The 25,517-nt window shown below is 66.5% G+C and carries 25 protein-coding genes; 8 read left to right on the top strand and 17 right to left on the bottom strand.

The window, feature by feature from the left end:
* Window positions 1–7 precede the first annotated feature (7 nt).
* The 3 genes from AB0N24_RS03720 (at window position 8) to AB0N24_RS03710 (ending at window position 3,111) form a co-directional block, all read left to right on the top strand.
* Window positions 8–1,174, top strand: coding sequence for a ferritin-like domain-containing protein (locus AB0N24_RS03720; protein WP_364120563.1), 1,167 nt, complete (start codon window positions 8–10; stop codon window positions 1,172–1,174).
* A gap of 81 nt (window positions 1,175–1,255) precedes the next feature.
* Entirely contained in the window at window positions 1,256–1,984 is a 729-nt protein-coding gene (locus AB0N24_RS03715; RefSeq protein ID WP_364120560.1) for a VIT1/CCC1 transporter family protein, read from the top strand.
* A 41-nt stretch (window positions 1,985–2,025) separates the two neighbouring features.
* Window positions 2,026–3,111, top strand: coding sequence for an aminoglycoside phosphotransferase family protein (locus AB0N24_RS03710; RefSeq protein WP_364120557.1), 1,086 nt, complete (start codon window positions 2,026–2,028; stop codon window positions 3,109–3,111).
* Here the strand turns inward: AB0N24_RS03710 and AB0N24_RS03705 are convergent.
* The 12 genes from AB0N24_RS03705 to AB0N24_RS03650 all read right to left on the bottom strand — a co-directional run bounded on the left by AB0N24_RS03705 (window position 3,108) and on the right by AB0N24_RS03650 (window position 15,540).
* Window positions 3,108–4,520: a pyridoxal-dependent decarboxylase gene (locus tag AB0N24_RS03705; RefSeq protein WP_364120554.1), complete on the bottom strand. Its 1,413-nt coding sequence runs from the start codon at window positions 4,518–4,520 to the stop codon at window positions 3,108–3,110. The genes AB0N24_RS03710 and AB0N24_RS03705 overlap by 4 nt on opposite strands.
* A gap of 87 nt (window positions 4,521–4,607) precedes the next feature.
* Window positions 4,608–5,402, bottom strand: coding sequence for a TSUP family transporter (locus AB0N24_RS03700; protein ID WP_364120551.1), 795 nt, complete (start codon window positions 5,400–5,402; stop codon window positions 4,608–4,610).
* Between the two features lie 18 nt (window positions 5,403–5,420).
* Window positions 5,421–7,232, bottom strand: a complete 1,812-nt coding sequence (locus AB0N24_RS03695) for a proline--tRNA ligase (protein WP_364120548.1) — start codon at window positions 7,230–7,232, stop codon at window positions 5,421–5,423.
* 419 nt (window positions 7,233–7,651) lie between these two features.
* Window positions 7,652–8,404 (bottom strand): hypothetical protein, encoded by a 753-nt coding sequence (locus AB0N24_RS03690; protein WP_364120545.1) that lies wholly within the window; start codon window positions 8,402–8,404, stop codon window positions 7,652–7,654.
* 41 nt (window positions 8,405–8,445) lie between these two features.
* Entirely contained in the window at window positions 8,446–9,333 is an 888-nt protein-coding gene (locus AB0N24_RS03685) for a GNAT family N-acetyltransferase (RefSeq protein WP_364120542.1), read from the bottom strand.
* Window positions 9,296–10,462, bottom strand: a complete 1,167-nt coding sequence (ispG, locus tag AB0N24_RS03680; protein ID WP_364120539.1) for a flavodoxin-dependent (E)-4-hydroxy-3-methylbut-2-enyl-diphosphate synthase — start codon at window positions 10,460–10,462, stop codon at window positions 9,296–9,298. The genes AB0N24_RS03685 and ispG overlap by 38 nt, the downstream gene beginning before the upstream one ends.
* Window positions 10,463–10,509: 47 nt before the next feature.
* Window positions 10,510–10,803, bottom strand: coding sequence for a YciI family protein (locus AB0N24_RS03675; protein WP_104172518.1), 294 nt, complete (start codon window positions 10,801–10,803; stop codon window positions 10,510–10,512).
* Between the two features lie 42 nt (window positions 10,804–10,845).
* Entirely contained in the window at window positions 10,846–11,439 is a 594-nt protein-coding gene (locus AB0N24_RS03670; RefSeq protein ID WP_364120536.1) for a hypothetical protein, read from the bottom strand.
* Window positions 11,436–12,110 (bottom strand): MarR family transcriptional regulator, encoded by a 675-nt coding sequence (locus AB0N24_RS03665; RefSeq protein WP_364120533.1) that lies wholly within the window; start codon window positions 12,108–12,110, stop codon window positions 11,436–11,438. The genes AB0N24_RS03670 and AB0N24_RS03665 overlap by 4 nt, the downstream gene beginning before the upstream one ends.
* A 105-nt stretch (window positions 12,111–12,215) precedes the next feature.
* Window positions 12,216–13,547 (bottom strand): site-2 protease family protein, encoded by a 1,332-nt coding sequence (locus AB0N24_RS03660; RefSeq protein WP_364120530.1) that lies wholly within the window; start codon window positions 13,545–13,547, stop codon window positions 12,216–12,218.
* Window positions 13,548–13,565: 18 nt separating this feature from the next.
* Window positions 13,566–14,750, bottom strand: a complete 1,185-nt coding sequence (dxr, locus tag AB0N24_RS03655) for a 1-deoxy-D-xylulose-5-phosphate reductoisomerase (protein ID WP_364120527.1) — start codon at window positions 14,748–14,750, stop codon at window positions 13,566–13,568.
* 46 nt (window positions 14,751–14,796) lie between these two features.
* Window positions 14,797–15,540, bottom strand: a complete 744-nt coding sequence (locus AB0N24_RS03650) for a sulfite exporter TauE/SafE family protein (protein ID WP_364120524.1) — start codon at window positions 15,538–15,540, stop codon at window positions 14,797–14,799.
* Between the two features lie 60 nt (window positions 15,541–15,600).
* On the opposite strand from AB0N24_RS03650, the gene AB0N24_RS03645 reads away from it, so the two are divergent.
* On the top strand, window positions 15,601–17,076 hold the full coding sequence (locus AB0N24_RS03645; protein WP_364120521.1) for a lipase maturation factor family protein: 1,476 nt from the start codon (window positions 15,601–15,603) through the stop codon (window positions 17,074–17,076).
* 27 nt (window positions 17,077–17,103) lie between these two features.
* Here the strand turns inward: AB0N24_RS03645 and AB0N24_RS03640 are convergent, their stop codons facing one another.
* Both AB0N24_RS03640 and AB0N24_RS03635 read right to left on the bottom strand, forming a co-directional pair.
* Window positions 17,104–17,790 carry a response regulator gene (locus tag AB0N24_RS03640; protein WP_364120518.1) on the bottom strand — a complete coding sequence of 229 codons (687 nt, stop codon included), beginning with the start codon at window positions 17,788–17,790 and terminating at the stop codon, window positions 17,104–17,106.
* Complete coding sequence (locus tag AB0N24_RS03635) at window positions 17,787–19,394, bottom strand: sensor histidine kinase (protein ID WP_364120657.1); 1,608 nt, start codon at window positions 19,392–19,394, stop codon at window positions 17,787–17,789. The genes AB0N24_RS03640 and AB0N24_RS03635 overlap by 4 nt, the downstream gene beginning before the upstream one ends.
* 323 nt (window positions 19,395–19,717) lie before the next feature.
* Here AB0N24_RS03635 and AB0N24_RS03630 point away from each other — a divergent pair, with 323 nt between their 5' ends.
* Genes AB0N24_RS03630 through AB0N24_RS03615 form a run of 4 tightly spaced genes read left to right on the top strand, consistent with a single transcriptional unit; the run spans window position 19,718 to window position 23,251 of the window.
* On the top strand, window positions 19,718–20,728 hold the full coding sequence (locus tag AB0N24_RS03630; protein ID WP_364120515.1) for a tripartite tricarboxylate transporter substrate-binding protein: 1,011 nt from the start codon (window positions 19,718–19,720) through the stop codon (window positions 20,726–20,728).
* Complete coding sequence (locus tag AB0N24_RS03625; protein ID WP_364120512.1) at window positions 20,725–21,228, top strand: tripartite tricarboxylate transporter TctB family protein; 504 nt, start codon at window positions 20,725–20,727, stop codon at window positions 21,226–21,228. The genes AB0N24_RS03630 and AB0N24_RS03625 overlap by 4 nt, the downstream gene beginning before the upstream one ends.
* Window positions 21,228–22,862: a tripartite tricarboxylate transporter permease gene (locus AB0N24_RS03620; protein WP_364120509.1), complete on the top strand. Its 1,635-nt coding sequence runs from the start codon at window positions 21,228–21,230 to the stop codon at window positions 22,860–22,862. Before AB0N24_RS03625 ends, AB0N24_RS03620 begins: the two co-directional genes overlap by 1 nt.
* Window positions 22,859–23,251: a universal stress protein gene (locus tag AB0N24_RS03615; RefSeq protein WP_364120506.1), complete on the top strand. Its 393-nt coding sequence runs from the start codon at window positions 22,859–22,861 to the stop codon at window positions 23,249–23,251. The genes AB0N24_RS03620 and AB0N24_RS03615 overlap by 4 nt, the downstream gene beginning before the upstream one ends.
* Window positions 23,252–23,367: 116 nt before the next feature.
* Here the strand turns inward: AB0N24_RS03615 and AB0N24_RS03610 are convergent, their stop codons facing one another.
* The 3 genes from AB0N24_RS03610 to AB0N24_RS03600 are packed head-to-tail and all read right to left on the bottom strand — an operon-like array spanning window position 23,368 to window position 25,516.
* Window positions 23,368–24,201: a CoA ester lyase gene (locus tag AB0N24_RS03610; protein WP_364120503.1), complete on the bottom strand. Its 834-nt coding sequence runs from the start codon at window positions 24,199–24,201 to the stop codon at window positions 23,368–23,370.
* A gap of 2 nt (window positions 24,202–24,203) precedes the next feature.
* Window positions 24,204–24,752 (bottom strand): MaoC family dehydratase, encoded by a 549-nt coding sequence (locus AB0N24_RS03605; RefSeq protein WP_364120500.1) that lies wholly within the window; start codon window positions 24,750–24,752, stop codon window positions 24,204–24,206.
* Complete coding sequence (locus tag AB0N24_RS03600; protein ID WP_364120497.1) at window positions 24,749–25,516, bottom strand: CoA transferase subunit B; 768 nt, start codon at window positions 25,514–25,516, stop codon at window positions 24,749–24,751. The genes AB0N24_RS03605 and AB0N24_RS03600 overlap by 4 nt, the downstream gene beginning before the upstream one ends.
* Window position 25,517 lies beyond the last annotated feature (1 nt).

Genomic DNA, 25,517 nt, shown 5'->3' with positions numbered 1-25,517 from the left:
GCCGGGCATGACAACATGGTCTGTTGTGAAAGACGACACCAAGGAAAATCGACGGCCGGGCCGATATTTCCGGTACGGCATCCTGGCGTCATTGGCAGTGATGGTCATCAGTCTTGGGCTGGCGCTGACTCCGGGACCGCCGCCGCAGGCGCCGGAACCGCCCTTTTCCGAACGGGCAAGGGCCGCGGCCCTTGCCGAAACGATGCAGCTGCGCCTCGCCGGCAGCAAACTTGCAGACGCTGTTTCCGGCGCCGAACGCCAGGGTCTGCTGCGCGCTGTGACATTGCTGACAACGCAGGCAAAGGCGCTGAACGGGCCCGATCAGGGTCCTTCGCCGTCAGCGACAGGCGCTGCCGCCGGCACCCCTGCAGTCACCGCGTCCGGTACCTCCGCTCCCTCGAGCGGGCAGGCTGCACCGCTGGACTCACCCGCTGCGCTCATCACCGCGCTGTCCGCGAGCGGCGGGCAGCGCCTCTCGGATGCGGAAGGGTCCGACGGCGGGATGGCACGGCTGCTTGCCGCCGTCGGTACCGCCCAGCTGCTTCAGGCGTCTTCGCTGGCCACGGCTGTGGGGGCAGCAGCACCGGACATGCCTGCCCTGCCAGGACCGGCAACGCCACCCGCGCCGGCGGCAGCACCGGCAGGCTCATGCCCGCCGGTCCCCACCCCTTCCGGAGCAGGTGAAGGAACGGCAACTCCGGCAACCGCCCTCGCGATGACGGTCAAGACCGAGGCCGAAACCGTTTACGGCTACCAGGTGGCGCTCGCCCGCCTCGAAGGCACGGGCGCCGGCTCTGCGGCCCAGCTGCTCGCACGGCATGAATCGGTCCTTGCCGAGGCCGAAGCCCTGAGCCGGGCACAGTGCGTGGACATTCCGGCACGGGAAGCGGGCTACACCCTGGGCCCGCTGTTCCTCGAATCGCCGGCGGCCGGCCTGGGCAGCCTCGAAGCAGGAACCCTGCCGGTTTACGGCGACCTGGTGGCGTTGAGCGACGGCAGTACGCGGCAATGGGCCATTTCAGGCCTTCTGGCCGCTGCACGCCGCGCGGCGCTCTGGGGCGCCGACTCCGGTCCCCTGCCGGGCATCGTGGTGGACACCGCGCAGCTCCCCGAACTGCCGGACGCCAGCCCGGCGCCCCAGTCCCCCGGTACAGAGTCCCCCGGAACGCCCTGAGGCGGCGCCGCAAAGTATGCCTAACCTTCCTTAGTCCCGTATTACTGGCACGCTCCGGGGCACTGGTGGTTTGCTGTAGTCATGGACACCCCCGGAGCACCTGCGCTGCACGACAACGAGCCGCATGGCAATGACGTCGCCCACCGGCTGAACTGGCTGCGCGCCGGTGTACTCGGGGCCAATGACGGGATCGTTTCCGTGGCCGCCATCGTAGTGGGCGTGGCCGGTGCCACCACCCAGACCGGCCCGATCCTCATCGCGGGTGCGGCCGGCGTAGTGGGCGGCGCAATTTCGATGGCACTGGGTGAATACGTTTCCGTCAGCAGCCAGAGCGACAGCCAGAAGGCACTGATCGAAAAGGAACGCCGCGAGCTTGAAGAAGAGCCCGAAGAGGAGCTGGCCGAGCTGGCGGCCATCTATCAAAGCAAGGGGCTGAGCCCGGACACCGCCCAGACAGTGGCCAGGGAGCTCACGGCACATGACGCCCTCTCCGCCCATCTGTCGGCTGAACTCAACATCGACCGGGAGGACATCGTCAGCCCCTGGCATGCCGCCTTCGCCTCGGCAATCGCCTTTGTCGCGGGTGCCGTCTTGCCAATGCTGGCCATCCTTCTCCCGCCCGAGAACATCCGGGTCCCGCTGACGTTCGCTGCCGTTCTGGTGGCACTGGCCGCGACGGGATCCGTTGGCGCCTGGATCGGCGGCAGCTCCAAGACAACGGCAGCTGTTCGGGTGGTGATCGGCGGTGCACTCGCGCTCGCTGCGACATTCGCCATTGGCAATCTCCTGGGCGCCACCGGCATCGTCTGACGTCCGCACCGGAAGCCCGTGCCTCAACTAGTCTGGAGTTGATGAGCAGCCCAGCAGCAGTCCCGATCCCGCCCGACCTCAGCCGCCGCTACAGCGGAAGCAGCGCGGGACGTGCCTGGCTTGCTTCCCTGCACGGGTTGATTTGCGGACGCCTGGAACGCTGGGGACTTGAGGTCGACCTCAAGCCCGGCCAGCTGCCGTGGAATGGCCACGGCGGTGTGGTGGTCCCGGTAACGCAGGAAGGTGTCCCTGCTGCGCTGAAGGTTGCCTACCCCCACGACGAAGCCCGGGTTGAGCGTTTCGCCCTGCGGCTCTGGGACGGCCACGGGGCGGTCCGGCTGCTTGAGTCCGACGCGGGAACGTGTTCGATGCTGCTGGAGAGGCTCGACGCCGGCCGCTCACTCCAGGAGGTTCCGCTGGAAACGGCAGTGGAGGTCTGGGGCGGGCTGACGCGGCAGTTGAGCCTGGCGCCGGACCACCGCCCGGAGTGGCAGGAGTTCGACCACGTGGCGGCGCGCGCCGAACAGTGGAGCGATGACCTTCCGGCGGACTGGGAACAGCTGGGCCGGCCCTTTCCGCGGTGGCTGCTGGAGGCCGCCCTGGAGGTTTGCCAGACGCGCGGAGCCGTGGGCCGCCGTGCCGGGACCGACGTGCTGGTCAACACCGACTTCCACTATCTGAACATCCTGGCCCGGCTGCCCAAGGACCAGTCGCTGCCACCGGCCGCTGCCGGCGCAGATATTGCAGGCACCGGCGGCAACGGCCGTTCCAACGGTTTTGCAGCCATAGACCCTCAGCCGATGATTGGCGAGGCCGAGTTCGCCGTAGCTCCGCTCCTCTGGAACCGCATCCGGGACCTTCCCCGAACGGATCCCCGGCAGGGACTGTTGGACAGATGCCGGGACTTCAGCGCGGCCGCCGGGCTGGATGGCGAAGTGGCCCGGCAGTGGAGCCTTGCCCGCGAAGTTGAAAATGCCCTCTCGTATGCATCGCGGCCGCACCATGGCGGTGACCTCGCACGGTCCCTGTGGGTGGCAAGCACGCTCGCGGGACGGACCCTGGCATGGCTGCCCGCGGCACACGACCTCCCTGCCCCTGGAGAAGCCGTGGGGCTGGCCGTTTCCTAGCTGCGGACCGCTGCCAAGGCCTTCCGCACCGCGTCGACGGCTGTCTCGACGTCGCCGTCGTCCGTGGTCCAGTTGCTCACCGAAATCCGCAGCACATCCCGTCCCTGCCAGCGCGACCCCGACATCCACACCAGCCCGTCCGCAATGATCCGTGCCGTCACGGCCCGCGTTGTGGCGTCATCACCGAATGCCAGCGAGACCTGCGTATATTCGACGTCGTTGAGCACTTCGACGCCGTCCAGCCCCGACAGCTGGTGCGCCAGTTGCGAGGCACGGCTGACCAAATTGCGCACCTGTGCGGCCACTCCGTTCCGGCCGAGGGACTTCAGCGCCGCCCACACGGGAACGCCGCGGGCCCGGCGGGACAGCTCCGGGACGAGCTGGAACGGGTCCGCGGCCTCAGCTGCATCGCGGATCATGTAGCTGGGGTTGACGCTCATCGCGGCATGCAGGGCTTCGGTGTCCCGCACGGCGACAATGCCGCAGTCGTAGGGCACGTTGAGGGTCTTGTGCGCATCGGTGGCCCACGAGTCAGCCAGGTGGAGCCCGGCGGTCAGGGCGGCGAGCTCAGGCACCGCGGCCGCCCAGAGCCCGAAGGCACCATCCACGTGCACCCACGCCCCATGCGCTTTCGCGACGGTGACCGCTTGCAGGAACGGATCGAAAGCTCCGGAATGCACGTTCCCGGCCTGCAGGCAGACCAGCAGCGGGGCCGGGGCCGATCCATCGGCAGCGCCCCGCGCACGGTCCAGGGCACAGTCCAGCTCCGCGGCATCAATGCGGCCCTGCCGGTCCGAGGGCACCACGATGGGGCGTCCCATGCCGAGATACCGCAATGCGAGGTCGATCGAGTCATGGCGTTCCTGGCCCACGAAGCAGCGGACGGCGGGAGCGCCGGTCAACCCGTCGGCGTTCACGTCCCAGCCGGCTTGCTCCAGGACGCGCCAGCGGGCGGCGGACAACCCGGCGAAGTTGGCCATTGTCGCTCCGGTGACGAAACCGACGTCGGCCTCTTCCGGCAAGCCCAGCAGGTCCAGGAACCAATGCCCGGCGGCCGCCTCGATGACCGCGGTGGCTGGCGTGGCAGCGCGCAGGAACGAATTCTGGTCCCAGGCGCTGACCAGCCAGTCCGCTGCCAGTGCGGCGGGCAGCGTACCTCCAATGACCCAGCCGAAGAAGCGCCCGGAAGGCATGGCCATCAGGCCCGGTTCAGCCCGGGTGGCGAGGAAGTCGATCACTTCGCCCGCAGGGAGACCGTCCGCGGGCATTGGGCCGCCGAAGACGACCTCCAGCTCCCCTGCCGTGGACCGGGGCCCTACGTGGCGGGTCGGCTGGCTTTCCAGCCATTCACGGGCGTGCCCGGCTGCTGCGTCCAAGGCGTCCCGGAAGGGTTCGTCCCCTGTTGACATAGGAGCATGCTACGCCGGGTCCCGCCCGTCCGGGAGGGTCTTTCGCATGGTATCCGGACCCCGCCTGGTTGCAGGATCGGACGGAGGCTAGGCGAAGGTGTCCTGCCAGATGTCATAGCCCAGCTTGATGATCAGAGCGCCCACGACGGCGAGGAAGACGTTGCGGATGAAGGTGCTGCCCTGCTTCACCGCGGTCCGGGCACCGAGGTAGCCGCCGGCCATGTTGGCCAGCCCCAGCACGAGCCCCACGCCCCAGAGCAGGGAGCCGTGGGGCAGGAAAAAGATCAGGGCGCCGGCATTGGTGGCCATGTTGACGATCTTTGCCTTGGCGCTGGCTTCGAGGAACGCATACCCCATTGCGGAGACCAGGGCGATGATCAGGAAGGAGCCCGTTCCGGGTCCGATCAGGCCGTCGTAGAAGCCGATGGCCGCGCCGATGAGGCAGGCCACCACGTAGTGCGTCCTGCCGTCGTGGCGGAGCGCCGTCAGGTCGCCGATGTTCGGTTTGAAGGCCGTGAAGAGCGCGACGGCGACCAGCGCCGCCACGATGATTGGCTTGAAGACACTGGCGGGCAGGGTGGCGGCCAGCACAGCACCGCCGAAGCTCCCGGCCAGCGCTATGACCGCCATGGGGATGGCTGTCCGCAGGTCCGGCCTGACACGGCGGTAAAACGTCACAGCGCTGGTGGCGGTCCCGAAGATGGAACCCATCTTGTTGGTGGCAAGCGCCTGGACCGGGCTGATCCCCGGCACCAGCAGCAGCGCCGGGAGCTGGATGAGCCCTCCGCCGCCCACCACGGCGTCAATCCACCCTGCGGCGAAACCCGCCACGACGATAAGGATCAGCGTGGCGGGCTCCATCGACTCGAATCCGGAGATCACTCCTTCGACTGCGGGGAGTTACTTGCTGCGGACGGCATTGACCACGTAGTCAACCGCCTTGTCCACAGCCACGTTCTCCGCCTCGCCGCTGCGGCGGTCCTTGATCTCCACGACGCCGTCCACGAGCCCCTTGCCCACGGCGAGGATGGTCGGTACGCCGATGAGCTCGGCGTCGCCGAACTTCACGCCGGGGGAAACCTTGGGACGGTCGTCGTAAATGACCTCTAGTCCATTCGCTTCAAGCTCAAGGGCGAGCTGCTCTGCAGCGGCGAAGATCTCCTCGCCCCTGCCTACAGCGACGACGTGGACATCAGCCGGTGCCACTGCCCGCGGCCAGATCAGGCCCTTGGCGTCGTGGTTGGATTCAGCCAGGGCCGCGACAGCACGGGTCACGCCAACGCCGTAGGAACCCATGGTGACCACAACCTGCTTGCCGTTCTGGTCCAGGACCTTCAGTTCAAGGGCTTCGGCGTACTTGCGGCCGAGCGCGAAGATGTGGCCCATCTCGATGCCGCGTTTGGTCTCGAGCGGACCGGAACCGTCCGGCGCTTCGTCACCGGCGCGGACCTCGGTGCACTCGATCACGCCATCCCAGCCGAAGTCGCGGCCGGCGACGAGGCCGAAGACGTGCTTTCCGGCCATGTTGGCTCCGGTCACCCAGGCGGTGCCGCTGACAACCCGGGGATCCACCAGGTACAGGAGCTTCGCAGCGCCTTCCAGGCCAAGGAGGGGCGTGCCAAGCGACATCCCCGGGCCGAGGTATCCACGGACGATGAGCGGGTTGCGGGCGAGGTCCTCCTCGCCTGCGGCCTCCACGGTGATCTCGCCGGCGACCGGCAGGTACGTGCCGATGTTGGCCTCAACACGCTTCAGGTCCACGCCGCGGTCACCGGGCACGCCGATGACTACGATCTGGCGTTCCCCGGTGGGCAGGGTGACGGCGAGGACAACGTTCTTCAGCGTGTCCGCGGCCGTCCAGGCGCCGCCGTCGTTCTCCCCGCGCGGCACCAGCTGGTTGGCGGCGTCCACGAGCGTTTCGATGGTGGGAGTGTTCGGGGTGTCCCGGATGTCCGCAGCCGGAGCGTTGGTGTAGTCGATCTCGGCGGGGACCACGGTGGTCACGGCTTCCACGTTGGCCGCGTAGCCGCCGGCCGAGCGCACGAACGTGTCCTCGCCGATCTCGGTGGGGTGCAGGAACTCCTCGCTCCGGGAGCCGCCCATGGCACCGGCAGTGGCGGCCACCGGGACAACTTCGAGGCCGAGGCGCTCGAAGATCTTCAGGTAGGCGGCGCGGTGCGCGTTGTAGCTGGCGTCCAGGCCGGCGTCGTCGACATCGAAGGAGTAGGAGTCCTTCATGATGAACTCGCGGCCGCGCAGCAGGCCAGCGCGGGGCCGTGCCTCATCGCGGTACTTGTTCTGGATCTGGTAGATGCTCAGCGGAAGGTCCTTGTACGACGAGTACAGGTCCTTGACCAGGAGCGTGAACATTTCCTCATGCGTGGGAGCCAGGAGGTAGTCCCCGCCCTTGCGGTCCTTCAGCCGGAAGATGCCCTCGCCGTACTCCGTCCAGCGGTTGGTGGCCTCGTAAGGCTCCTTGGGCAGGAGGGCCGGGAAGTGGACTTCCTGGGCGCCGATGGCGGCCATTTCCTCGCGAATGACCTGCTCCACCTTGCGCAGGACGCTCAGGCCCAGCGGCAGCCAGGTGTAGATGCCCGGCGCGGCCCTGCGGATGTATCCGGCACGCACCAGGAGCCGGTGGCTCGCCACCTCGGCGTCGGCGGGATCTTCGCGCAGGGTGCGCAGGAACAGCTTGGAAAGTCGAAGGACCACGGGTAGGAATCCGTTTCTTGGGAGGTGCCTGTTCAGATGACGGGCTGGGGCAGATCTGTCTGGTTACTAATCTACCGTGACGCGGCGAGTGCCCGGTCACCCGTTGCCTGCCGCCCCGCTTAACGGGGAAGAGCCACGCCAGAACTAAGAGGAAGCCCCTGGCCGTTGCCGGCTGGTCATCCTGTTTTGGCGTGGCTCTTACGGTCCGTCAGACCGTCAAGTCCGGAGGAAGCGCTGGGCGTGCCTGGCTGGGAAGGTCAACGCTCAGTGCCAATTACTGATTCCCCTCTGAGACCGCACGCACCCCATCGGCGCGGCTAGCTAGAACCTATGTGATCCAGGGCACCATTACAAGAGTCGTCACGCAGTTTTCTGCAGTTGACTTGGGGTTACGCCAGGTGTCCGCGGAAGACGGCCCGCTAGTCAATGAGGGCGGCAGCCTGGTCCAGCAGTTGCTCGGCCTGGACCAGGTCGGCCGAGGTCACGCCGGTGCCTGACGCCTGTGCCGCAATCAGGACTCCGCCCTTGACCGCGAAGGTCATCACCGTGCTTTGCGTGGTACCAGCGGGCAACGTGACGTCCGTTCGCATGGCGATGGCGCCGGGGGTGTCAGCCCCGCTGTCAAGCCCGGTGGTGGTTGCTGTCACGGACATTTCGCCGATTTTCATGCTGAGGTTTCCGCAGTCTGCAATCTCCTTGCTGCGAGCGGAAAGCGTCTCGTCCAGCTTTTCCTTGTCCACGCCGGAGAGAAGAGAGAGCGTCTGGGTCAGCTCGGCGTTGGAGGACGTGGACGCGCCGATGGCCATGGTGGTGCTGCTGTCCGGCTTCAGGGCCGTGCCTGTGGCGATGGAATTGCATTTGGCAGGTTCCACCTGGACCTCGGTCATGAGGGACATCATCTGATCCAGTGCCTGGGAGACCTTGTCCGCGGGCATCACGGCCAACGCGACGCTGTCCCCGTCCTTCACTCCTCCGGCGATCTCCGCGAGCTCATCGGAAGTCAGCATTTTGAAGGCGACTTCCGTCGGCGTGGGGCTTGGAGTTGTTGTGGCGGAGGTTTCCGGGGCCGCACCGCCCCCTGTGTCCGGCGATTTGGCGGGTCCGCCACAGGCTGTCAGTGCCAGCACCAGGAGGGCAGATCCCCCGAAATAGCGCACAACAGACGTATTCATTTATCCCCCAATAAGTTCGAATGCTGGCCGGTACCGGCCAGCTAGAACAGAACTGTAGCGAACGTGCCCACCTGGCGGAAGCCCACGCGCTCGTACGTTGCCCTTGCACGGGCGTTGTAATCGTTGACGTACAGGCTGGTGACGGGGGCGAGCCGCTGCGCCAGTTCCACGACGGCGGCCATGTAGCCGGCGCTCAGTCCGAGTCCGCGGAAGGAAGGGTTCATCCAGACACCCTGGACCTGTGTCACGTCGGGGGTGACGGCTCCCAGTTCGGCCTTGAACATGACCTGGCCGTCCGCATTGAGGTGGACCAGGGAATGGCCCTGCCTGATGAGTCCTTCGACGCGCCTGCTGTAGAACTCGCGGCCGCCGAGGAACGGTGAATAGCCGACTTCCTCTTCGAACATTGCCGCGCAGGCAGGCAGGATCCGGTCAAAGTCGGCGAGCTGGCCGAAACCCAGGTCCGTATTTGCCAGTACGGCGGGTGGCCCGGTGATGGTCATCAGCGGCTGGTCCGCCCGGACCTCGTGGGCAGCCTGTCCCAGCTGCTCCAGCTGTTCATACATGGCCAGGACGGTATCCGCAGGGCCGAAGATGGAGGCGAAGCGGCGGCCGGAGCGGTGCGCGTGCCCGGCCACGAGTCCGGCAAGTTCCGGGTCCAGCTGCACGGGAACAAGGTTGGCCCCCGCCCAGCACGCGCCCACGAGGTCGTCGCCGTCGAACACGCCAAAGATACTGGCCCCGCCCGCAGTGGGTGCGGCACTTCCCGTCGCAGCCAGGTGCGACAGAATGAAGACGTTGGCCACAACGTCGGTCCGGGCCAGTTCCCGCAGCATGGCGGTGTCCGGCCCGGACAGGACCCGGATTGATACGCCGGATCCTGCATTCTCCTTACGAGACGCTAACCACGGGGCTACCCTTGACAGCATCTTCGCCATCGGCCTCCCCCATCTCTTCAGCGATACGCATGGCCTCTTCGATCAGTGTCTCAACAATTTCGCTCTCGGGGACAGTCTTGATGACCTCGCCCTTCACAAAGATTTGTCCCTTGCCGTTGCCGGACGCCACGCCCAGGTCGGCTTCACGGGCCTCACCGGGGCCGTTGACGACGCAGCCCATGACGGCAACGCGCAGCGGGATCTCCATGCCTTCGAGGCCCGCCGTGACCTGCTCGGCCAGGGTGTAGACGTCCACCTGGGCGCGGCCACACGACGGGCAGGAGACAATTTCAAGCTTGCGGGGACGCAGGTTCAGCGACTGCAGGATCTGGTTGCCAACCTTGATTTCCTCGACGGGAGGGGCCGAGAGGGAAACGCGGATGGTGTCGCCGATCCCCCTGGACAGGAGCGCACCGAAGGCCGTGGCGGACTTGATGGTGCCCTGGAAGGCCGGTCCGGCCTCGGTGACGCCAAGGTGCAGGGGCCAGTCGCCCTGTTCGGCAAGCATTTCGTAGGCGGCGACCATGATCACAGGGTCGTTGTGCTTGACGGAGATTTTGAAGTCGTGGAAGCCGTGCTCCTCGAACAGCGATGCTTCCCAGACCGCTGACTCAACCAACGCTTCCGGGGTGGCCTTGCCGTACTTCTTCATGATGCCCGGTTCCAGGGATCCTGCATTGACGCCGATCCGGATGGACGTGCCGTGATCCTTGGCGGCGCGGGCGATTTCCTTGACCTGGTCATCGAACTTGCGGATGTTGCCAGGGTTGACGCGCACCGCAGCGCAGCCCGCTTCAATGGCGGCGAAGACATATTTGGGCTGGAAGTGGATGTCAGCGATGACCGGGATCTGCGATTTGCGCGCGATGATCGGGAGGGCCTCGGCGTCGTCCGCGGAAGGGCAGGCAACCCGCACGATGTCGCAGCCTGACGCCGTCAGCTCAGCAATTTGCTGCAGGGTGGCGTTGATATCCGTGGTGGGGGTGGTGGTCATCGACTGCACGCTGATGGGCGAATCCGAGCCGACACCCACCGAGCCCACCTTGATTTGACGGGTTTTCCTGCGCGGGGCGAGGACGGGGGGCGGTGCTGACGGCATTCCCAGGCTGACCGAGGTCACGTGGACTCCTATTTAGATCGAAGTGTCGATGGTGTGGTTCCGGCTGGCTAGGCGGCGTGCTCGGCCAGGAGGCCGGTCACGGGGGCCCACTCCGTGGTGCGCGTGCCGGCAATCACGCTGGCCGCGGCGAAGGGGTCCTGCTTGAGGATCCCGTTCAGTGCGTTTTCATCGTCAGCCTTGAAGATGAGCAGGGCACCCGCTCCGTCCCCGTAGGGTCCGCTGGCGAGGAGTGCGCCTTCACTGGCCAGCCGAGCGGTCCATTCCCGGTGCGCCGGACGGGCGGCGTTCCGTGCTTCGGTGGACTCGGGGGCGTATACGTACTCAACAGCAAAAACAGTCATACGGATACCCTATCGCCCTGTCCGCCTGAGTTTGTATCCGGTTCAGCTGAGGAAGAGGACCCTGACAACGGCGGCAACCCCGGCGGCCCACAGCATGGAGGCCAGCGTGCCGATGATGAACCTCTCCGCGGCAACGGGGGTCTCCTTCAGTTCGGCGAAGCGCCCCAGGCCCTTGATGGCCACCACGTAGGCGATGGCCACGGGCTGGCCGGTGAGGATGGCCAGGCACACTGCCAGCCTTTCCAGGACGCCGATGATGGCGCCGCCGCGCAGGATCCGCGTGGTGTGCGCCTGCGGACCGGCTGCCGCTTTGGCTGACTTTCCCGTTTCGTCACGGGTTTCGTCCGCAGCAACGGTGATCTCCCCGTCGACGGTCCCCCGGTCCGCCGTTACTTTGTCCGCCGCGTCTTTGCCGGATGTGACGTTGTCCACTGTCTTTTGGTCCACGGTGACGTCGGCGGAGGGGTCGTCAGCCGACTCTTCGGCGGCCCGGTCGGCGGCGGCCTTGTCTTCGGCGGCCTTGGCCGCGTCCGCCTTGTCGTCGATGGTCCGTGCCAGCCGGAATACCAGGGCGGTGACCGGCCAGCCGACGAAGCCTGCCGTCAGGAGGGCGAGCGTAATCCAGAGAGCGTTCACGTTTGTCCTTCCAGGACTGCATCGTGGGCCAGGGCCAGAAGCATCCCGGCGGCCGGCCTCGCCGCCCATTCTTCCTGCCAGCCGGACCTCAGCACGGCGCGGCTCACCGACTGCTCCGTGATTCCCAGTTTTGCGGCCGCAAGCTTCTGGGTGCCGTGCCTGGCGGCCGTGTCCTGTTGCAGCATCCGAAGGGTGTCCACGACTTTCCACTGGGCGTCCGTACGGTCCTGCACCAGGCGCCCGATGAGACGGAGGACCGCTTCGGCGTTCGCGCAGGCCCGGATGCCGGGCTCGGCCGCGGGCAGCGGTGCGCCACCGCGGCGGAGACCGCCGGAAACCACGGACAACGGCACATGGGATGCAGCAGACTTGGCTTTCTCCACGGCCAGCCTGGCAGCCACGAACGCCGGTCCGGATCCTTCCCTCGGGCTCGCAGGCAGGGGCATGTCAACGGCGCCCACTCCGATTCCGACGTACCACTGGCCGCTGCGCAGGGAGTGAAGTGCAATTTCGACCACTTCCGCCGGCTGTTCCACCACACCCTGGACTTCGTCGCCCACGGAGCGTTCGAAGCGTCCGCCGGTTGAGATGCGGTGCAGCTCAGCCAGCAGGCCGGGCACCCGGTCCCTATCTCCCGTGCTGCCCCGCTGGTCGATCGTGAGTACGTACATACTGCAAACATAATCGACTGATTAGCTGATACCAATCAGATTCGGCTGATTTATATAAATCAGTCAGAAAAGGCTGATTATTGATTCCAAGACGCTGGAAGCTGATTATCCAAAGAGATTGACCGGCTTGACGATGTCCGCATAGATCAGCAGCGCACTCATGCCCATCAGCAGCGCGGCCACCACATAGGTCACCGGCAGGAGCTTGGCAATGTCGAACGCACCCGGATCGGGCCGGCCGAACAACTTGGCCACCCGCCGTCGGGCGCCTTCATAGAGCGCCCCGGCCACATGGCCGCCGTCCAGCGGCAGAAGCGGGACCAGGTTGAACACGGCCAGCGCGAAGTTCAGGCCGGCCAGCAGCCCCACCAGCGCAGCGAGCCTGGACTGCAGCGGGACCTCTTCCATGGCGGCCACTTCACCCGCCACGCGGCCCACACCCACCACGCTGATGGGTCCGTTGGGATCGCGGGGCTCTTCGCTGAAGGCCGCCTTGGCCACGCCCACCACCCGCGCGGGGAGGTTCAGGACGACGCCGGCCACCTGCTGGATGTTTTCCCCCGCCATGGGGAGAACGGACGACGCCGGCTGGGAGACAAGGGCGGTCTGGGCGCCGATCCCCAGGAAGCCGACTTCCTGGTACTGCAGGGTTCCGTTGGAATCGGTGGCCTGCCGGCCGTCCGCGCCGATGACCGGCCGGGCCGAGAGGACGGGGGTCACGGTAGTGGTGACGGGCGAGCCGTCCCGTTCCACCGTGATGCTGACTTCCCGGCCGGCGGAGGACCGGATCCAACCGGTGAGTTCGTCCCACTTAGTCACGGGCTTGCCGTCGAAGGACGTGATGGTGTCATTGGGCTTGAGCTGTGCCGCAGCCGCGGGAGTGAGCTTGCAGTCGGCGGAATCCGGATCCACGGTCTCCCCGGCCTTGACCTGGCATTTGGAGACGTCCGCAATGGTGGTGGTGGGTGTGCTGATCCCGAATCCCATCAACAGCACGGCCGTCAGTGCCACGCCGATCAGCAGGTTCATGGCGGGACCGCCGAGCATCACGATGACCTTCTTCCAGACCGGAAGCCGGTAGAAGACCCGCTTCCCGTCACCGGGTCCCACTTCCTCGTGGGCCATGGAACGTGCCTCGGTGGCGAGGGTCTGGAACATCCCGGTGCTGGACGGACGCACGGTGCCGTCGTCCTTGTTTGGCGGGTACATGCCGATCATGGACACGTAACCGCCCAGCGGGATGGCCTTGACTCCGTACTCGGTCTCCCCCTTGCGCTTGGACCACAGCGTGGGGCCGAAACCGATCATGTACTTGGTGACCCGCACCTTGAACAGCTTGGCCGGAACCAGGTGGCCCACCTCATGCAGCGCGATGGAAATTGCGATGCCGATCGCCACAAAGACGACACCGAGGATGAAGAGAATGACGGGACTCATGCTTAGATCTGCTGCTTCCTAGAGACTGCTCACTGCTAAACGTTCGTGGGTGCGCGCTCGTGCCCACGTCTCAGCATCCAGCACGGACTCAACTGTCAGCCCGGAAGATCCTGGGTGTTCGCTGAGCACCGCTTCGATAGTATCCACAATGTCCGTGAACCGGATCCGGCCGGAGTGGAAGGCCATCACGGCCTCTTCGTTGGCGGCATTGAAAACGGCGGGATAGGTGCTTCCCTGCTTGGCAGCGTCCTTGGCAAGAGCGACGGCGGGGAACGCCTCGGCGTCGAGCGGTTCGAAGGTCCAGCTGGTTGCCTGGGTCCAATCGCACGGCGTGGCCGCCTTCGGGACACGGTCCGGCCATCCCAGCCCGAGGGCGATGGGCAGGCGCATGTCCGGCGGCGAGGCCTGGGCAATGATGGAGCCGTCCACGAACTGAACCATGGAATGGACCACGGACTGCGGATGGACAACGACGTCGATGCGGTCCAGCGGGATGTCGAACAGCAGGTGTGCCTCGATCACTTCAAGGCCTTTGTTCACCAGGCTGGCGGAGTTGGTGGTGACCATCAGGCCCATGTCCCAGGTGGGGTGCGCCAGGGCATCCTGCGGTGAGACATTGTGCAGTTCCTCGCGTGTCCTGCCGCGGAACGGTCCGCCGGATGCCGTCAGGATGAGCCGGTCCACCTCGGCGGCCGTTCCGGAGCGCAGGCATTGCGCGATGGCGGAGTGCTCGGAATCCACCGGGACGATCTGGCCTTCCCGCGCGGCAGCCTTTACCAGGGCACCGCCGACGATCAGGGATTCCTTGTTGGCCAGTGCCAGGGTGGCGCCTGACTTCAGGGCCGCCAGCGTGGGTGCCAGCCCGATGGAGCCGGTGATGCCGTTGAGCACCACGTCCGCGTCGATCTCCGCAATCCTGGTGGAAGCATCCGGGCCGGTGATGATCTCGGGGCGGTAGCCTGAGACGCCGGCCGCGCGGGCGGCGTCGTCGATCAGTTCCTGCAGGGCGGACGCATCGCCGCTGGCGGTGCCCACGGCCTTCGCCTTCGTGTGCACGGCCTGCCGGGCAAGGAGGTCAAGGTTGCCGCCGCCGGCGCTCAGCGCCACCACCTCGAAAAGGTGCGGGGCGCCGTCGACGACGTCTATCGCCTGGGTGCCGATGGAACCGGTGGATCCGAGAAGAACGATTCTGCGTGGCTGCATCCGTTAAGTATCCCGCACGTGACTGGCCTGCCGGCGCCTGCGCTGCCTACCCGAAGGCCAGCTCCACCACGCCCTTGGCAATCGTGGATACGGCTCCCGTGTAGGCGATCACCACCACAATCCGGCGGACGGCTGCCGGCCGCACCCGGCCCGACAGCAGGTCCCCTGCGACGATTCCGAGCACCATGGCGGCCAGGACCCCCAGCCATTGCCAGCCTTCGAGGGCGGGAACATGCCCGCCGGAAAAGAAGTACTTGGTCATCAGCGAGGACAGGCCCGTGGTGACGAAGTAAGGCTGCAGGGTGGCGCCGAAGCTCTTCTGGTCCCAGCGTGTGGCGATGGCATAGGCAGTGATCGCCGGTCCGCCCACGCCTGCCGCGGCGTTCATCAGGCCGCTGGAAAACCCCAGGGACATCATGGGCACCGGCCCGCTGGCGCGCCAGGAACTCCGGGTCAGCCGCTGGGAAGCGAGCAGGGCGATGATGAGCAGCACACCGATGCAGATTTCCAGCGGCGCCTCGGGGACATTGCTGGCGAGCCAGGCACCCGGTGCCACGCCCACCACCGCGGAGGCGGCCAGGCCGGCGTAGCGCCGCCAGTTGACGTGCCGCCACACCCGGGACAGGATCAGCAGCGACGACGCCGCGCCGCAGAGGTTGATGATCATCACCCCGTCAAAGGGGCCAAGCAGCACCACCAGGACCGGCGATACGAGGAGGCCGAAGCCGAGGCCTGCAATACGCTGGGCCATCGCCCCGGCGACAACAGCGATGAGCACCAGCGCAAACATGGTTCGATCCTAGTGCCGCAGTGCGTTGACGCCGTGGACGGCAGGCGTAACGTGAACAACGTGGAGTGGACCGCATGGTTCGACGCGCCGGAGTATGAGTTCGCCCGGCAGGTGCTGCAGCGCGGCATTGCCACGATCTTCTTCGTGGCGTTCCTCTCCTGCCTCAACCAGTTCCCCGCGCTGCTCGGCGAGCGCGGCCTGCTCCCGGTCCCCGACTACGTGGACAGCTTCAGGCGGCGCCGGCGGCCCAGCCTGTTCCTCTGGCGCTACTCGGACCGCCTGCTGCGGTGGGTCTGCTGGAGCGGCATGGCCATCGCGGCCACGATCGTAGCGGGGCTCCCCCAGCTCGGGCCGCCATGGCTGCCCATGCTCGCGTTCCTGTCCCTGTGGCTGCTGTACATGTCGATCGTGAACGTGGGCCAGACGTTCTACGGGTTCGGCTGGGAAATGCTGTTGCTTGAAGCGGGCTTCATCGTGGCGTTCCTGGGTTCGGACCAGACTCCCCCGCCCCGGACCATCCTGATCCTGCTGGCGTGGCTGCTGTTCAGGCTGGAGTTCGGTGCCGGGATGATCAAGATCCGCGGAGGCAGCGAGTGGCGCGACCTGACCGCCCTGTACTACCACCACGAGACCCAGCCGATGCCCGGACCGTTGAGCCGCCAGGCGCACCTGCTCCCCAAGCCCCTGCACCGGATGGAGGTCCTGGGCAACCATTTCGCGCAGCTGGTGGTCCCGTTCTTCCTCTTCGCCCCGCAGCCGCTGGCCAGCATCGCCGCGGGCATCGTCATCTTTACCCAGCTGTGGCTCGTGGCGAGCGGGAACTTTGCCTGGCTTAACTGGATGGCCATCCTGCTGGCCTTCGCGGCCGTCAGTGATCCGGTGGCCCACGCTGTGCTTCCCGTTATCCCGTTGGGCTGGCACGCATCCGCGTCAGGCGCGGGCGCCGGCGCGGGCGGAACGCAGACCCCGGTGTGGTGGCTCGCCGTCGTGCTCGCCGTGACGGTGCTCCTGCTGGTCCTCAGCTACTGGCCTGTCCGGAACCTCCTCCAGCACCGGCAGCTCATGAACGCCAGCTTCAACCGCTGGCAGCTGGGCAACACCTACGGGGCCTTCGGCACCGTGACCAAAATGCGGATCGAGATCGTGGTGGAAGGGACCCTCGACGCCGAGCCCGACGACGATTCCGACTGGCGGGAGTACGGTTTCCGGGGAAAGCCCGGCGACGTCCGCCGGCTGCCGCGCCAGTGGGCCCCGTATCACCTCCGGCTGGACTGGCTCATGTGGTTCCTGCCCCTTCGCACCGTGCACGAGGAGTGGTTCTACGCCTTCCTGGCCAAGCTGCTGGAAGCTGACGAGCCGGTGCTCCGGCTCCTGCGCCAGGACCCGTTCGACGGCGCCCGCCCCCGGTGGGTGCGCGTGCACAGCTACCTTTACCGCTTCGCGAGCCGTGCGGAGTACCGCGAAACAGGCCAGCGCTGGATCCGGACCCTGCTGTACGAAGCCATCCCGCCGCTGTCCCTCCCGCCGGGACGCTGACGTCACGGCATTGACGCGGCGCTGACGTTACACAGGCTTCAGGGCGTAGCGGCGCTCGGGACGGCCCGCACCGTACTTGAGCCGTACGTCCACCCTGGACTCATCGTGGAGGTATTCGAGGTACCTGCGGGCACTGACCCGGGACGTGCCCAGCAGGTCGGCCACTTCGGCGGCCGACAGGTCCGCCTCGGCGGAGTTGAGCACGTCCACCACGCGTTTGAGGGTTTCCGGGCTGCAGCCTTTGGGAAGGTGGTGCTCGGTGCGTTCGGGCCGGTCGGTGCTTTCCAGCCCGAAAACCCGGTTGACGTCCGACTGCTCAGCAACGTCCTTGGCCAGGTCCAGGCCCTGGTAGGCGCTGCGGTAGTGCTCAAGGCGTTCCTGCAGGTCCGTCTGCGAGAACGGCTTGATCAGGTAGTGCACAATCCCGCCCCGCAGCGCACGGCGGACTGTCTCCACCTCGCGCGCGGCACTGATCACCAGCACGTCCAGTTCCGGTGCCGCCTCCCGCAGCCTGGTCATGAGGTCCAGCCCGTTGATATCGGGCAGGTGGATGTCCAGCAGGACCAGGTCGGGCTGCAGGCGGGCGGTTTCCGCCATGGCCTGGGCTCCGGTGTGCGCAACCCCCACGACGGCGAATCCCGGCGTGCGCTGGATAAAGCCGGCGTGCACTTTGGCCACCATGAAGTCGTCGTCGACGATCAGGACATTGATCATGGCTTGGCCACCCTTCCTTTGGCCGGCACCCGCTTCAGCGGGGCCCTTTTCAATCGCGCGGTGAAGACCGCACCGCCGTCGTTGACCACGGCAAGCTCTCCGCCGCTGCGCCGGCACACAACACGCGAAAGCGCCAGGCCAAAGCCCCTGCCGCCCGCGGGTCCCGGCTTTTTGGTGGTGAAGCCCTGCCGGAAGATTTCTTCGGTGGCCGCAGCATCGATGCCCGGGCCGGTGTCCCGGACGGTAACCACCACTTCCTCGGGACTGTCCTCGACGAGGACCCGGACAGAAGCCTCCGCGGCCCCCGTGACAGCGTCGAGGGCGTTGTCCACGAGGTTGCCCACCACGGTGGTCAGGTCCCGGGCGAGCTCGTCGTCCACCCGCTCCAGCGCAGACTCCGGGTCAAGCTGGAGGGTGACTCCCCGCTCCGTGGCGAGGCTGGACTTGGCGATCAGCAGGGCAGCCAGCGCCGGGTCCTGGATGCGGCTGGTCACCTCGTCGTTGAGCCTGGTCCGGTCCAGGGTGGCGCCATTAACGAACTGCACCACGGAATCGTACTCGCCGATCTGGATCAGGCCGGAAATGACGTGCAGCTGGTTTGCGAATTCATGGGCCTGCGCGCGCAGGGTATCGGTGGCGGTCCGGGTGGCGCCCAGTTCTCGCTCCAAGGACGAGAGTTCGGTCCGGTCGCGCAGGGTGGTGACGGAGCCGATGTCGCGGCCGCGTGAACGGATGGGCACGCGGTTCAGCACCACCAGGCGCTCGCCCACCAGCACCAGCTGGTCCGCACCTGGCTGCTCCCGGGTCAGGACGTCCTTCAGCGCAGGGTCCACCGGCAGGACCGCCAGGACCTTGCCCACGCAGTCGGCCGGCAGGCCCAGCAGTTCGCGGGCACTGTCATTGGCCACGGTGATGCGTTCGTGCGGGTCGAGGGCCACCACCCCCTCCTTCAGCCCATGCAGCATCGCCTCGCGGTTCTCCACCAGCCCGGTGATTTCGCTGGGTTCCATGCCCAGGGTCTGCCGCTTGACGCGGCGGGACAGCAGCAGCGAGCCTGCCACGCCCAGCACGCTGGCCACTCCCAGATACGTGAGCAGGTTGGGCACGGCGTCGCCCAGCCGCTCCCAGGTGGACGGGTAGCTCCGGCTGATGGAGGCGATGCCGATCATTTTTCCGGCGTCATCCAGCACCGGGACGTGGGCGGACAGTACCGGGGCGGCGTTGCCGTCCACCACGCCGGTCCAGGCCCGTCCGTCCATCACGCGGCTCTCGCCCAGCTCCAGTGGACGGCCCAGCAGGCCGGGGTCTGAGGAGGCCACTACGGTGCGGTCCAATCTGGCAAGGGCCACTTGCGCGGATCCGGAGACGGTGCGCACGGACTCCGCGACCGCGGGGAGTGCGGAGCCGCCGCGCGGCTCGGCCGTAGGCAGCAGTGCACGGACTGTGGGGTTGTTGCCCAGCGCTTCCGCGGCCGACAGGGCGCGGCGGCCTTCGATCCGTTCAAAGGCCGCCGCGGACTGTGCCAGGGAGATGGCGACAACGGCCACAAGGACGGCCAGGACAATCAGCAGCTGCAGGACCAGGTATTGCCCGGCGAGGGACATTCCTCTTCGTCGAGTCACGTGCCGTCTTTCCTATTTTCTCAGTGATACTTCAGCCGGCTTCGTGAAACCAGAGGCCGGAATGCGTCCGCGGGGCTCCCGATCCGCCGCGATGCGCTGAACTATACCCCACCCCGGAATGCCCGTACCCGGCCGGTTTCCACAGCAGGCTCCGCGACGGTTGAGAACCGGAAACGTGAACGAAATGAACTTAACTTTCTCTGCGTACACAAGAGTGATGCCCGTCACTTTCGGGCCTAGCATCAAATCACGAGTCAGTTTTGCTGACCTGCTTTACCGAGAACTTTACTGAGAAGAGGAACACCATGCGCCAGATCCGCGCATTGCGAATTGCCGCCGTCGCCGCCGGTATCGCCCTGATGGCCACCGGCTGCGGTGCCACGGGAAAGAGCTCCACCGGCGGTGCCACCTCCGGCGCCCCTGCCGGCCCGCTGACCGGCCTCCAGATCATGGTCCCCAACACCCCCGGCGGCGGCTACGACACAACTGCCCGCGTCGCGGCCAAGGTTCTCGACGACGAGAAGGTCGCCACCAACACCGAAGTGTTCAACCTCGCCGGCGCAGGCGGAACCGTGGGCCTGGCGCGCATCGTCAACGAAAAGGGCAACGGCGACCTCGCCATGCTCATGGGGCTGGGCGTGGTGGGCGCGAGCTACACCAACAAGTCCGAATCCAAGCTGACGGACACCACTCCGCTGGCCAAGCTCATTGAAGAGCCCGGCGCCATCATGGTCAACAAGGATTCGCCCTATAAGACCATCAATGACCTGGTCACCGCCTGGAAGGCCAACCCCGGCGCCATCAGCGTGGGCGGCGGCTCCTCCCCGGGCGGCCCCGACCACCTGCTGCCCATGCAGCTCGCCGGAGCCGTGGGAATCGACGCCACCAAGGTGAACTTCGTCTCCTACGACGGCGGCGGAGACCTCCTCCCGGCCATCCTGGGCAACAAGGTGGGCTTCGCAGCCTCCGGCGCCGGCGAATACCTGCAGCAGATTCAATCCGGCGAGGTCCGCGTGCTGGCGACCAGCGGCGAGGAACGGCTGGACGGCGTGGATGCCCCCACGCTGAAGGAGTCCGGCATCGACCTGGTGTTCACCAACTGGCGCGGCATGGTGGCCCCTCCGGGAATCAGCGACGCCGACAAGGCCAAGCTCATTGCCGCCCTCGAAAAGATGCACGGCACCGAGGCCTGGAAGGAAGCCCTCAAAACGCACAGCTGGTCCGATGCGTTCCTCACGGGCGATGAGTTCAAGGCGTTCCTGACCGAGCAGGACAAGCGGGTGGCGGACGTCCTGACCAAGCTCGGGTTGGCATGAGCTCCATACTCTCAGGCTTGAAAGGCCGCGCCGAGCTGGGGGTAGCCCTCCTGCTCGGCGTGGCCGGCGTCGTCGTCTTCCTGGACACCAACCGCCTGGCCATCACGTACTCCCAAACTGACCCGGTAGGGCCCAAGACGCTGCCGTACCTGGTGTCCGGCCTGCTGGTTGTCTGCGCAGTTCTGTTGGCAATCAACGTGCTGCGGGGCGGACAAGGGGAAGCCGAAGGCGGGGAGGACGTGGACCTCACGCACCCCGCCGACTGGAAGACCGTCCTGCCCCTCGCGGGGGCCTTCATTGCCAACATCCTGCTGATCGACTGGGCCGGATGGGTGATCTCGGGAACCATCCTCTTCTGGGGAAGCGCCTGGGCCCTGGGGAGCCGGCATTACGTCCGTGACGGGATCATCTCCGTGGCCCTTTCGGTTCTCACCTTTTACGGCTTCTACCTGGGCCTTGGCATTCACTTGCCGGCCGGTGTCCTGAAAGGAATTCTGTAATGGACGTCTGGTCCTCCCTCATGGACGGTTTCGCCACCGCCCTGACTCCCATGAACCTCCTCTATGCCGTGATCGGCGTCATCCTGGGTACGGCCGTCGGCGTCCTCCCGGGACTGGGCCCGGCTATGACAGTGGCTCTGTTGCTGCCCGTCACCCAGGTCCTGGAACCCACCAGCGCATTTATTATGTTCGCCGGCATCTATTACGGCGGCATGTACGGCGGGTCCACTACGTCCATCCTCCTTAACACCCCCGGCGAATCCTCCTCCGTGATCACCGCCATCGAAGGAAATAAGATGGCCAAGGCCGGCAGGGCCGCCCAGGCTCTGGCGACGGCGGCGATCGGCTCCTTCGTGGCCGGCACCATTGGTACTGCCCTGCTGGCAATGTTCGCGCCGATCGTTGTGCAGTTCGCCGTCAGCCTGGGTTCCCCCAGCTACTTCGCGATAATGGTCCTTGCCCTGCTGGCGGTCACCGCCGTGCTGGGCTCCTCCCGGCTGCGCGGCTTCGCTGCTTTGGGCCTTGGCCTGGCCATTGGCCTGGTAGGCATGGGCTCCGGCCAGGCCCGCCTCACGTTCGGTATCCCACTGCTGGCTGACGGCATAGACATTGTGGTGGTTGCCGTGGCCATCTTTGCCGTGGGCGAGGCCCTCTGGGTTGCGGCGCACCTGCGCCGCACCCCGCTCCATGCCATTCCGGTGGGCCAGCCCTGGATGGGCAAGTCCGACTGGAAGCGCTCCTGGAAACCGTGGCTGCGCGGTACCGCCTTCGGCTTCCCCTTTGGCGCCCTGCCGGCCGGCGGTGCCGAAATCCCTACCTTCCTGTCCTATGTGACGGAGAAGCGGCTCAGCAAACACCCCGAGGAGTTCGGGCACGGTGCTATTGAAGGCGTGGCCGGGCCGGAAGCCGCTAACAACGCCTCCGCTGCCGGCACACTAACACCCATGCTGGCCTTGGGCCTGCCAACCAACGCCACTGCCGCCGTGATGCTGGCCGCGTTCACCGGATACGGCATCCAGCCTGGCCCTCAGCTGTTCGCCAGCCAGGGTCCCCTGGTGTGGGCGTTGATCGCCAGCCTCTTCATTGGCAACTTCCTGCTGCTGCTCATCAACCTGCCCTTGGCTCCACTGTGGGCGAAGCTCCTGCAGCTTCCCCGCCCCTACCTGTATGCCGGCATTCTGTTCTTCGCCACGCTGGGCGCCTATTCGGTCAACCTGCAGGCCTTCGACCTGGTGCTGCTATTGGTTTTCGGCGTCTTGGGTTTCATGATGCGGCGCTTCGGCCTCCCTGTCCTGCCGCTGATCCTCGGCGTGATCCTCGGCCCGCGGCTGGAGGACCAGCTCCGCAAGGCACTGAAGCTGTCCGGTGGCGACCCGTTGGGCCCCAACGGCCTGCTCGGTGAACCGATCGCCGTCGTGGTCTACATCATTGTGGCCATCATCCTGGTCTGGCCGTTGCTGTTCAAGCTGTACCGGCGCAACCGTCCGGCAGCGGTACGGGCTCCGGCACCGGCTGCGGCTCCCACCAGGAGTGAGGACGATGCCGGCGACGCATCCAGCTCCAGCGTGACGGCTCCAGCACCGCTCAACACCAACACCGAAGCACATCGCACAGACCACCAGGAGACACCATGACCATCGTTGTGGGCTACGTTCCAACACCAGAGGGCGAAGCCGCCTTCGACCAGGCCATCAAGGAGGCGCGGAAGGCGCAGTCCAAGCTTGTGGTCATCAATTCCTCCCGCGGCGATGCCCTGGTGGACAAGCGCTATGCCGGGGAAACCGAAATCGAGGGGATCGACGAGCGTCTCGGCAAGGAAGGCATCGAGCACATCATCCTCCAGCCCGTGCGCGGCCACGACGCCGCCATTGAGGTCCTGGAGGCGGCGGAGGCACACCAGGCCGACCTGATTGTGATCGGGCTGCGGCGGCGCACCCCCGTCGGCAAGCTGATCATGGGCAGCACCTCGCAGCGGATACTCCTGGAAGCGGACTGCCCGGTCCTGGCGGTGAAGGCGGGCTAGGCGATACCGCTGAACATGCCAGGGGCCGGGAGTCTTACGACTCCCGGCCTCTGCCTTGGTTCAGCACTGGTATTACCTCGAATACCTGTTCCCGCGGCGCTCCCTGGTGGGCTGCCTTAGTGGACTGCCCGCCGCAGAGTGGATTCCGCGTGCTTCAGGATGGGCCCGTCGATCATTTTTCCGTTGAACTGGAACACGCCGCTCCCGGCCGCAGCGGCAGCCTCCAGGAGCTCCTTGGCCGCGGCGACGTCCGATTCCGCGGGAGCATAGGCGCCCCGGACGACGGCAACCTGGCCGGGGTGGATGCAGGCCTTGGCACCGAATCCCGAGGCGACGGCGTCGCGTGACTCGGCGGCCAGCCCTTCGAGGTCGGGAATGTTGACGTACACCGAGTCGATGGCCTCTTTGCCGAAGGCCCCGGCCGCCAGCAGCACGGTTGATCTGGCGTGCAGCGCCACTGCCCGGTAGCCGCCGTCGTCGTTCCTGCTGGAGGTCCCGCCGAGGGAAGCGAGCAGGTCCTCGGCACCCCACATCAGGCCCACCACGTTGGGTTCGGCGGCGATGGCGCCGGCGTTGAGTATTCCGGCGGCCGTCTCGCACAGCGCAATCACGCTGTAGCCCTCGAGCGCCCTGAGCTGGCCCGGGTTTTCGGCCTTGGCCAGCATCACGTGGCGGTACGGGGTGTGTTTGAGGCAGTGCAGGTCCTTCTCGAACTCGTCCGTTCCGGCCGGGTTGATCCTGATGATGGTGCGGCTGGGATCCAGCTCCGGGACGTCGCCGGTGGCACCAAGTTGGGCGAGGATGGCGCCGCGGGCACGCTGCTTGTCAGCCGGCGCGACGGCGTCCTCCAGGTCCACGATCACGGCGTCGGCACGCTCAGCGGCCTTCTGGTAACGCTCGGGACGGTCGGCGGGACAGAACAGCAGGGCGGGGCCCATCAGGAAAGTCATGCTTAAATTGTCCTCTTTTCGGTGCTTTCTTTCTGCCCGGTTTCTTCCCCGGCAGCTGCGTGCGCCTCCCGCGTCCACATCAGGCAACTGCGGGTGGCCAGTGCCACTACCGCGCCGTCCTGGTTCCGGCCTGTGTGCTGCATGGTCACGATCCCCTGCCCGGGCCGCGAGGACGACAGCCGTTTACCCGTGATGACGGTCTCCGTGTACAGGGTGTCGCCGTGGTACAGCGGGTGCGGAAAGGACACATCGGTCAGTCCCAGCTGCGCGATGATGGTCCCCTGCGTCAGCTGCGGCACGGACTGCCCCACCACCGTGGCCAGCGTGAACATCGAGTTCATCAGCCGCTGGCCGAACGGCTGCCCGGCGCTCCAGGCCGCGTCGAGGTGCAGGGCCTGGGTGTTCATGGTCATGGTGGTGAAGAGGACATTGTCCGTTTCGGTGACCGTCCGGCCCGGCCGGTGGGCGTAAACAACCCCTTCGTCCAATTCGTCGAAGTAGAGGCCGCGCTGTTCAATCACGCGGGGCGTACCTTCCGGGGCCGCCGTCATACGGTCAGTTCCTGGTCTTCCTCGAAAAGCTCGGCGCCGGTGGCCGCGGCGACGTCTTCGGCCGTGACGTTGGGAGCCAGCTCGCGCAGCACCAGCCGGGAGGAGCCGCCCTCGGTGACCACGTCGATGACGGCGAGGTCGGTGATGATCCGGTCCACGCACCCTTTGCCGGTCAGTGGCAGCGTGCACTCCTCCACGATCTTCGGCTTGCCGTTGCGGTCCACGTGCTCCATCATCACGATCACCTTCTTGGCCCCGAACACCAGGTCCATGGCACCGCCCATACCCTTGACCATCTTGCCGGGAATCATCCAGTTAGCCAGGTCACCGTTCTGCGCCACCTCCATGGCGCCCAGCACGGCCACGTCCACGTGCCCGCCCCGGATCATGCCGAACGAGGCTGCGGAGTCGAAGAACGCGGCGCCGTTGTTTACGGTGACGGTTTCCTTGCCGGCGTTGATCAGGTCCGGATCCACCTGGTCCTCGCCGGGGTACGGCCCGACGCCGAGGATGCCGTTTTCCGAGTGCAGGACCACTTCGACGCCGGCCGGAATGTAGTTCGGGATCAGCGTCGGCATCCCGATACCGAGGTTGACGTACTGCCCGTTGTGAAGTTCCAAAGCCACGCGTGCGGCCAGTTCATTGCGGGTCCAGCCTTTGGTCTCCGGGCCGGTGTCCTCGGGATGTCCGACGGCGGACCGCCGGTATTCGTGGCGGACGGCCTCGGGGCGGGGCGGGGCTCCCGGTGTGGTGTTCGATTCCACG

It is taken from the genome of Arthrobacter sp. NPDC093128 (genome assembly GCF_040683875.1).
Classification (GTDB): Bacteria; Actinomycetota; Actinomycetes; order Actinomycetales; family Micrococcaceae; genus Arthrobacter.
Note: the sequence above shows the minus strand (reverse complement) of the source record. Positions and strands in the feature narration are given on the sequence as shown.

What these genes read in the sequence shown, in the direction of transcription:
- AB0N24_RS03635 (WP_364120657.1), bottom strand. Translation starts at nt 19,394, where the DNA reads ATGTCCCTCGCCGGGCAATACCTGGTCCTGCAGCTGCTGATTGTCCTG.
- dxr (WP_364120527.1), bottom strand. Translation starts at nt 14,750, where the DNA reads ATGCAGCCACGCAGAATCGTTCTTCTCGGATCCACCGGTTCCATCGGC.
- AB0N24_RS03620 (WP_364120509.1), top strand. Translation starts at nt 21,228, where the DNA reads ATGGACGTCTGGTCCTCCCTCATGGACGGTTTCGCCACCGCCCTGACT.
- AB0N24_RS03610 (WP_364120503.1), bottom strand. Translation starts at nt 24,201, where the DNA reads ATGACTTTCCTGATGGGCCCCGCCCTGCTGTTCTGTCCCGCCGACCGT.
- AB0N24_RS03720 (WP_364120563.1), top strand. Translation starts at nt 8, where the DNA reads ATGACAACATGGTCTGTTGTGAAAGACGACACCAAGGAAAATCGACGG.
- AB0N24_RS03665 (WP_364120533.1), bottom strand. Translation starts at nt 12,110, where the DNA reads ATGTACGTACTCACGATCGACCAGCGGGGCAGCACGGGAGATAGGGAC.
- AB0N24_RS03650 (WP_364120524.1), bottom strand. Translation starts at nt 15,540, where the DNA reads ATGTTTGCGCTGGTGCTCATCGCTGTTGTCGCCGGGGCGATGGCCCAG.
- AB0N24_RS03630 (WP_364120515.1), top strand. Translation starts at nt 19,718, where the DNA reads ATGCGCCAGATCCGCGCATTGCGAATTGCCGCCGTCGCCGCCGGTATC.
- AB0N24_RS03615 (WP_364120506.1), top strand. Translation starts at nt 22,859, where the DNA reads ATGACCATCGTTGTGGGCTACGTTCCAACACCAGAGGGCGAAGCCGCC.
- AB0N24_RS03715 (WP_364120560.1), top strand. Translation starts at nt 1,256, where the DNA reads ATGGACACCCCCGGAGCACCTGCGCTGCACGACAACGAGCCGCATGGC.
- AB0N24_RS03675 (WP_104172518.1), bottom strand. Translation starts at nt 10,803, where the DNA reads ATGACTGTTTTTGCTGTTGAGTACGTATACGCCCCCGAGTCCACCGAA.
- AB0N24_RS03605 (WP_364120500.1), bottom strand. Translation starts at nt 24,752, where the DNA reads ATGACGGCGGCCCCGGAAGGTACGCCCCGCGTGATTGAACAGCGCGGC.
- AB0N24_RS03705 (WP_364120554.1), bottom strand. Translation starts at nt 4,520, where the DNA reads ATGTCAACAGGGGACGAACCCTTCCGGGACGCCTTGGACGCAGCAGCC.
- AB0N24_RS03640 (WP_364120518.1), bottom strand. Translation starts at nt 17,790, where the DNA reads ATGATCAATGTCCTGATCGTCGACGACGACTTCATGGTGGCCAAAGTG.
- AB0N24_RS03625 (WP_364120512.1), top strand. Translation starts at nt 20,725, where the DNA reads ATGAGCTCCATACTCTCAGGCTTGAAAGGCCGCGCCGAGCTGGGGGTA.
- AB0N24_RS03660 (WP_364120530.1), bottom strand. Translation starts at nt 13,547, where the DNA reads ATGAGTCCCGTCATTCTCTTCATCCTCGGTGTCGTCTTTGTGGCGATC.
- AB0N24_RS03690 (WP_364120545.1), bottom strand. Translation starts at nt 8,404, where the DNA reads ATGAATACGTCTGTTGTGCGCTATTTCGGGGGATCTGCCCTCCTGGTG.
- AB0N24_RS03685 (WP_364120542.1), bottom strand. Translation starts at nt 9,333, where the DNA reads ATGCTGTCAAGGGTAGCCCCGTGGTTAGCGTCTCGTAAGGAGAATGCA.
- AB0N24_RS03710 (WP_364120557.1), top strand. Translation starts at nt 2,026, where the DNA reads ATGAGCAGCCCAGCAGCAGTCCCGATCCCGCCCGACCTCAGCCGCCGC.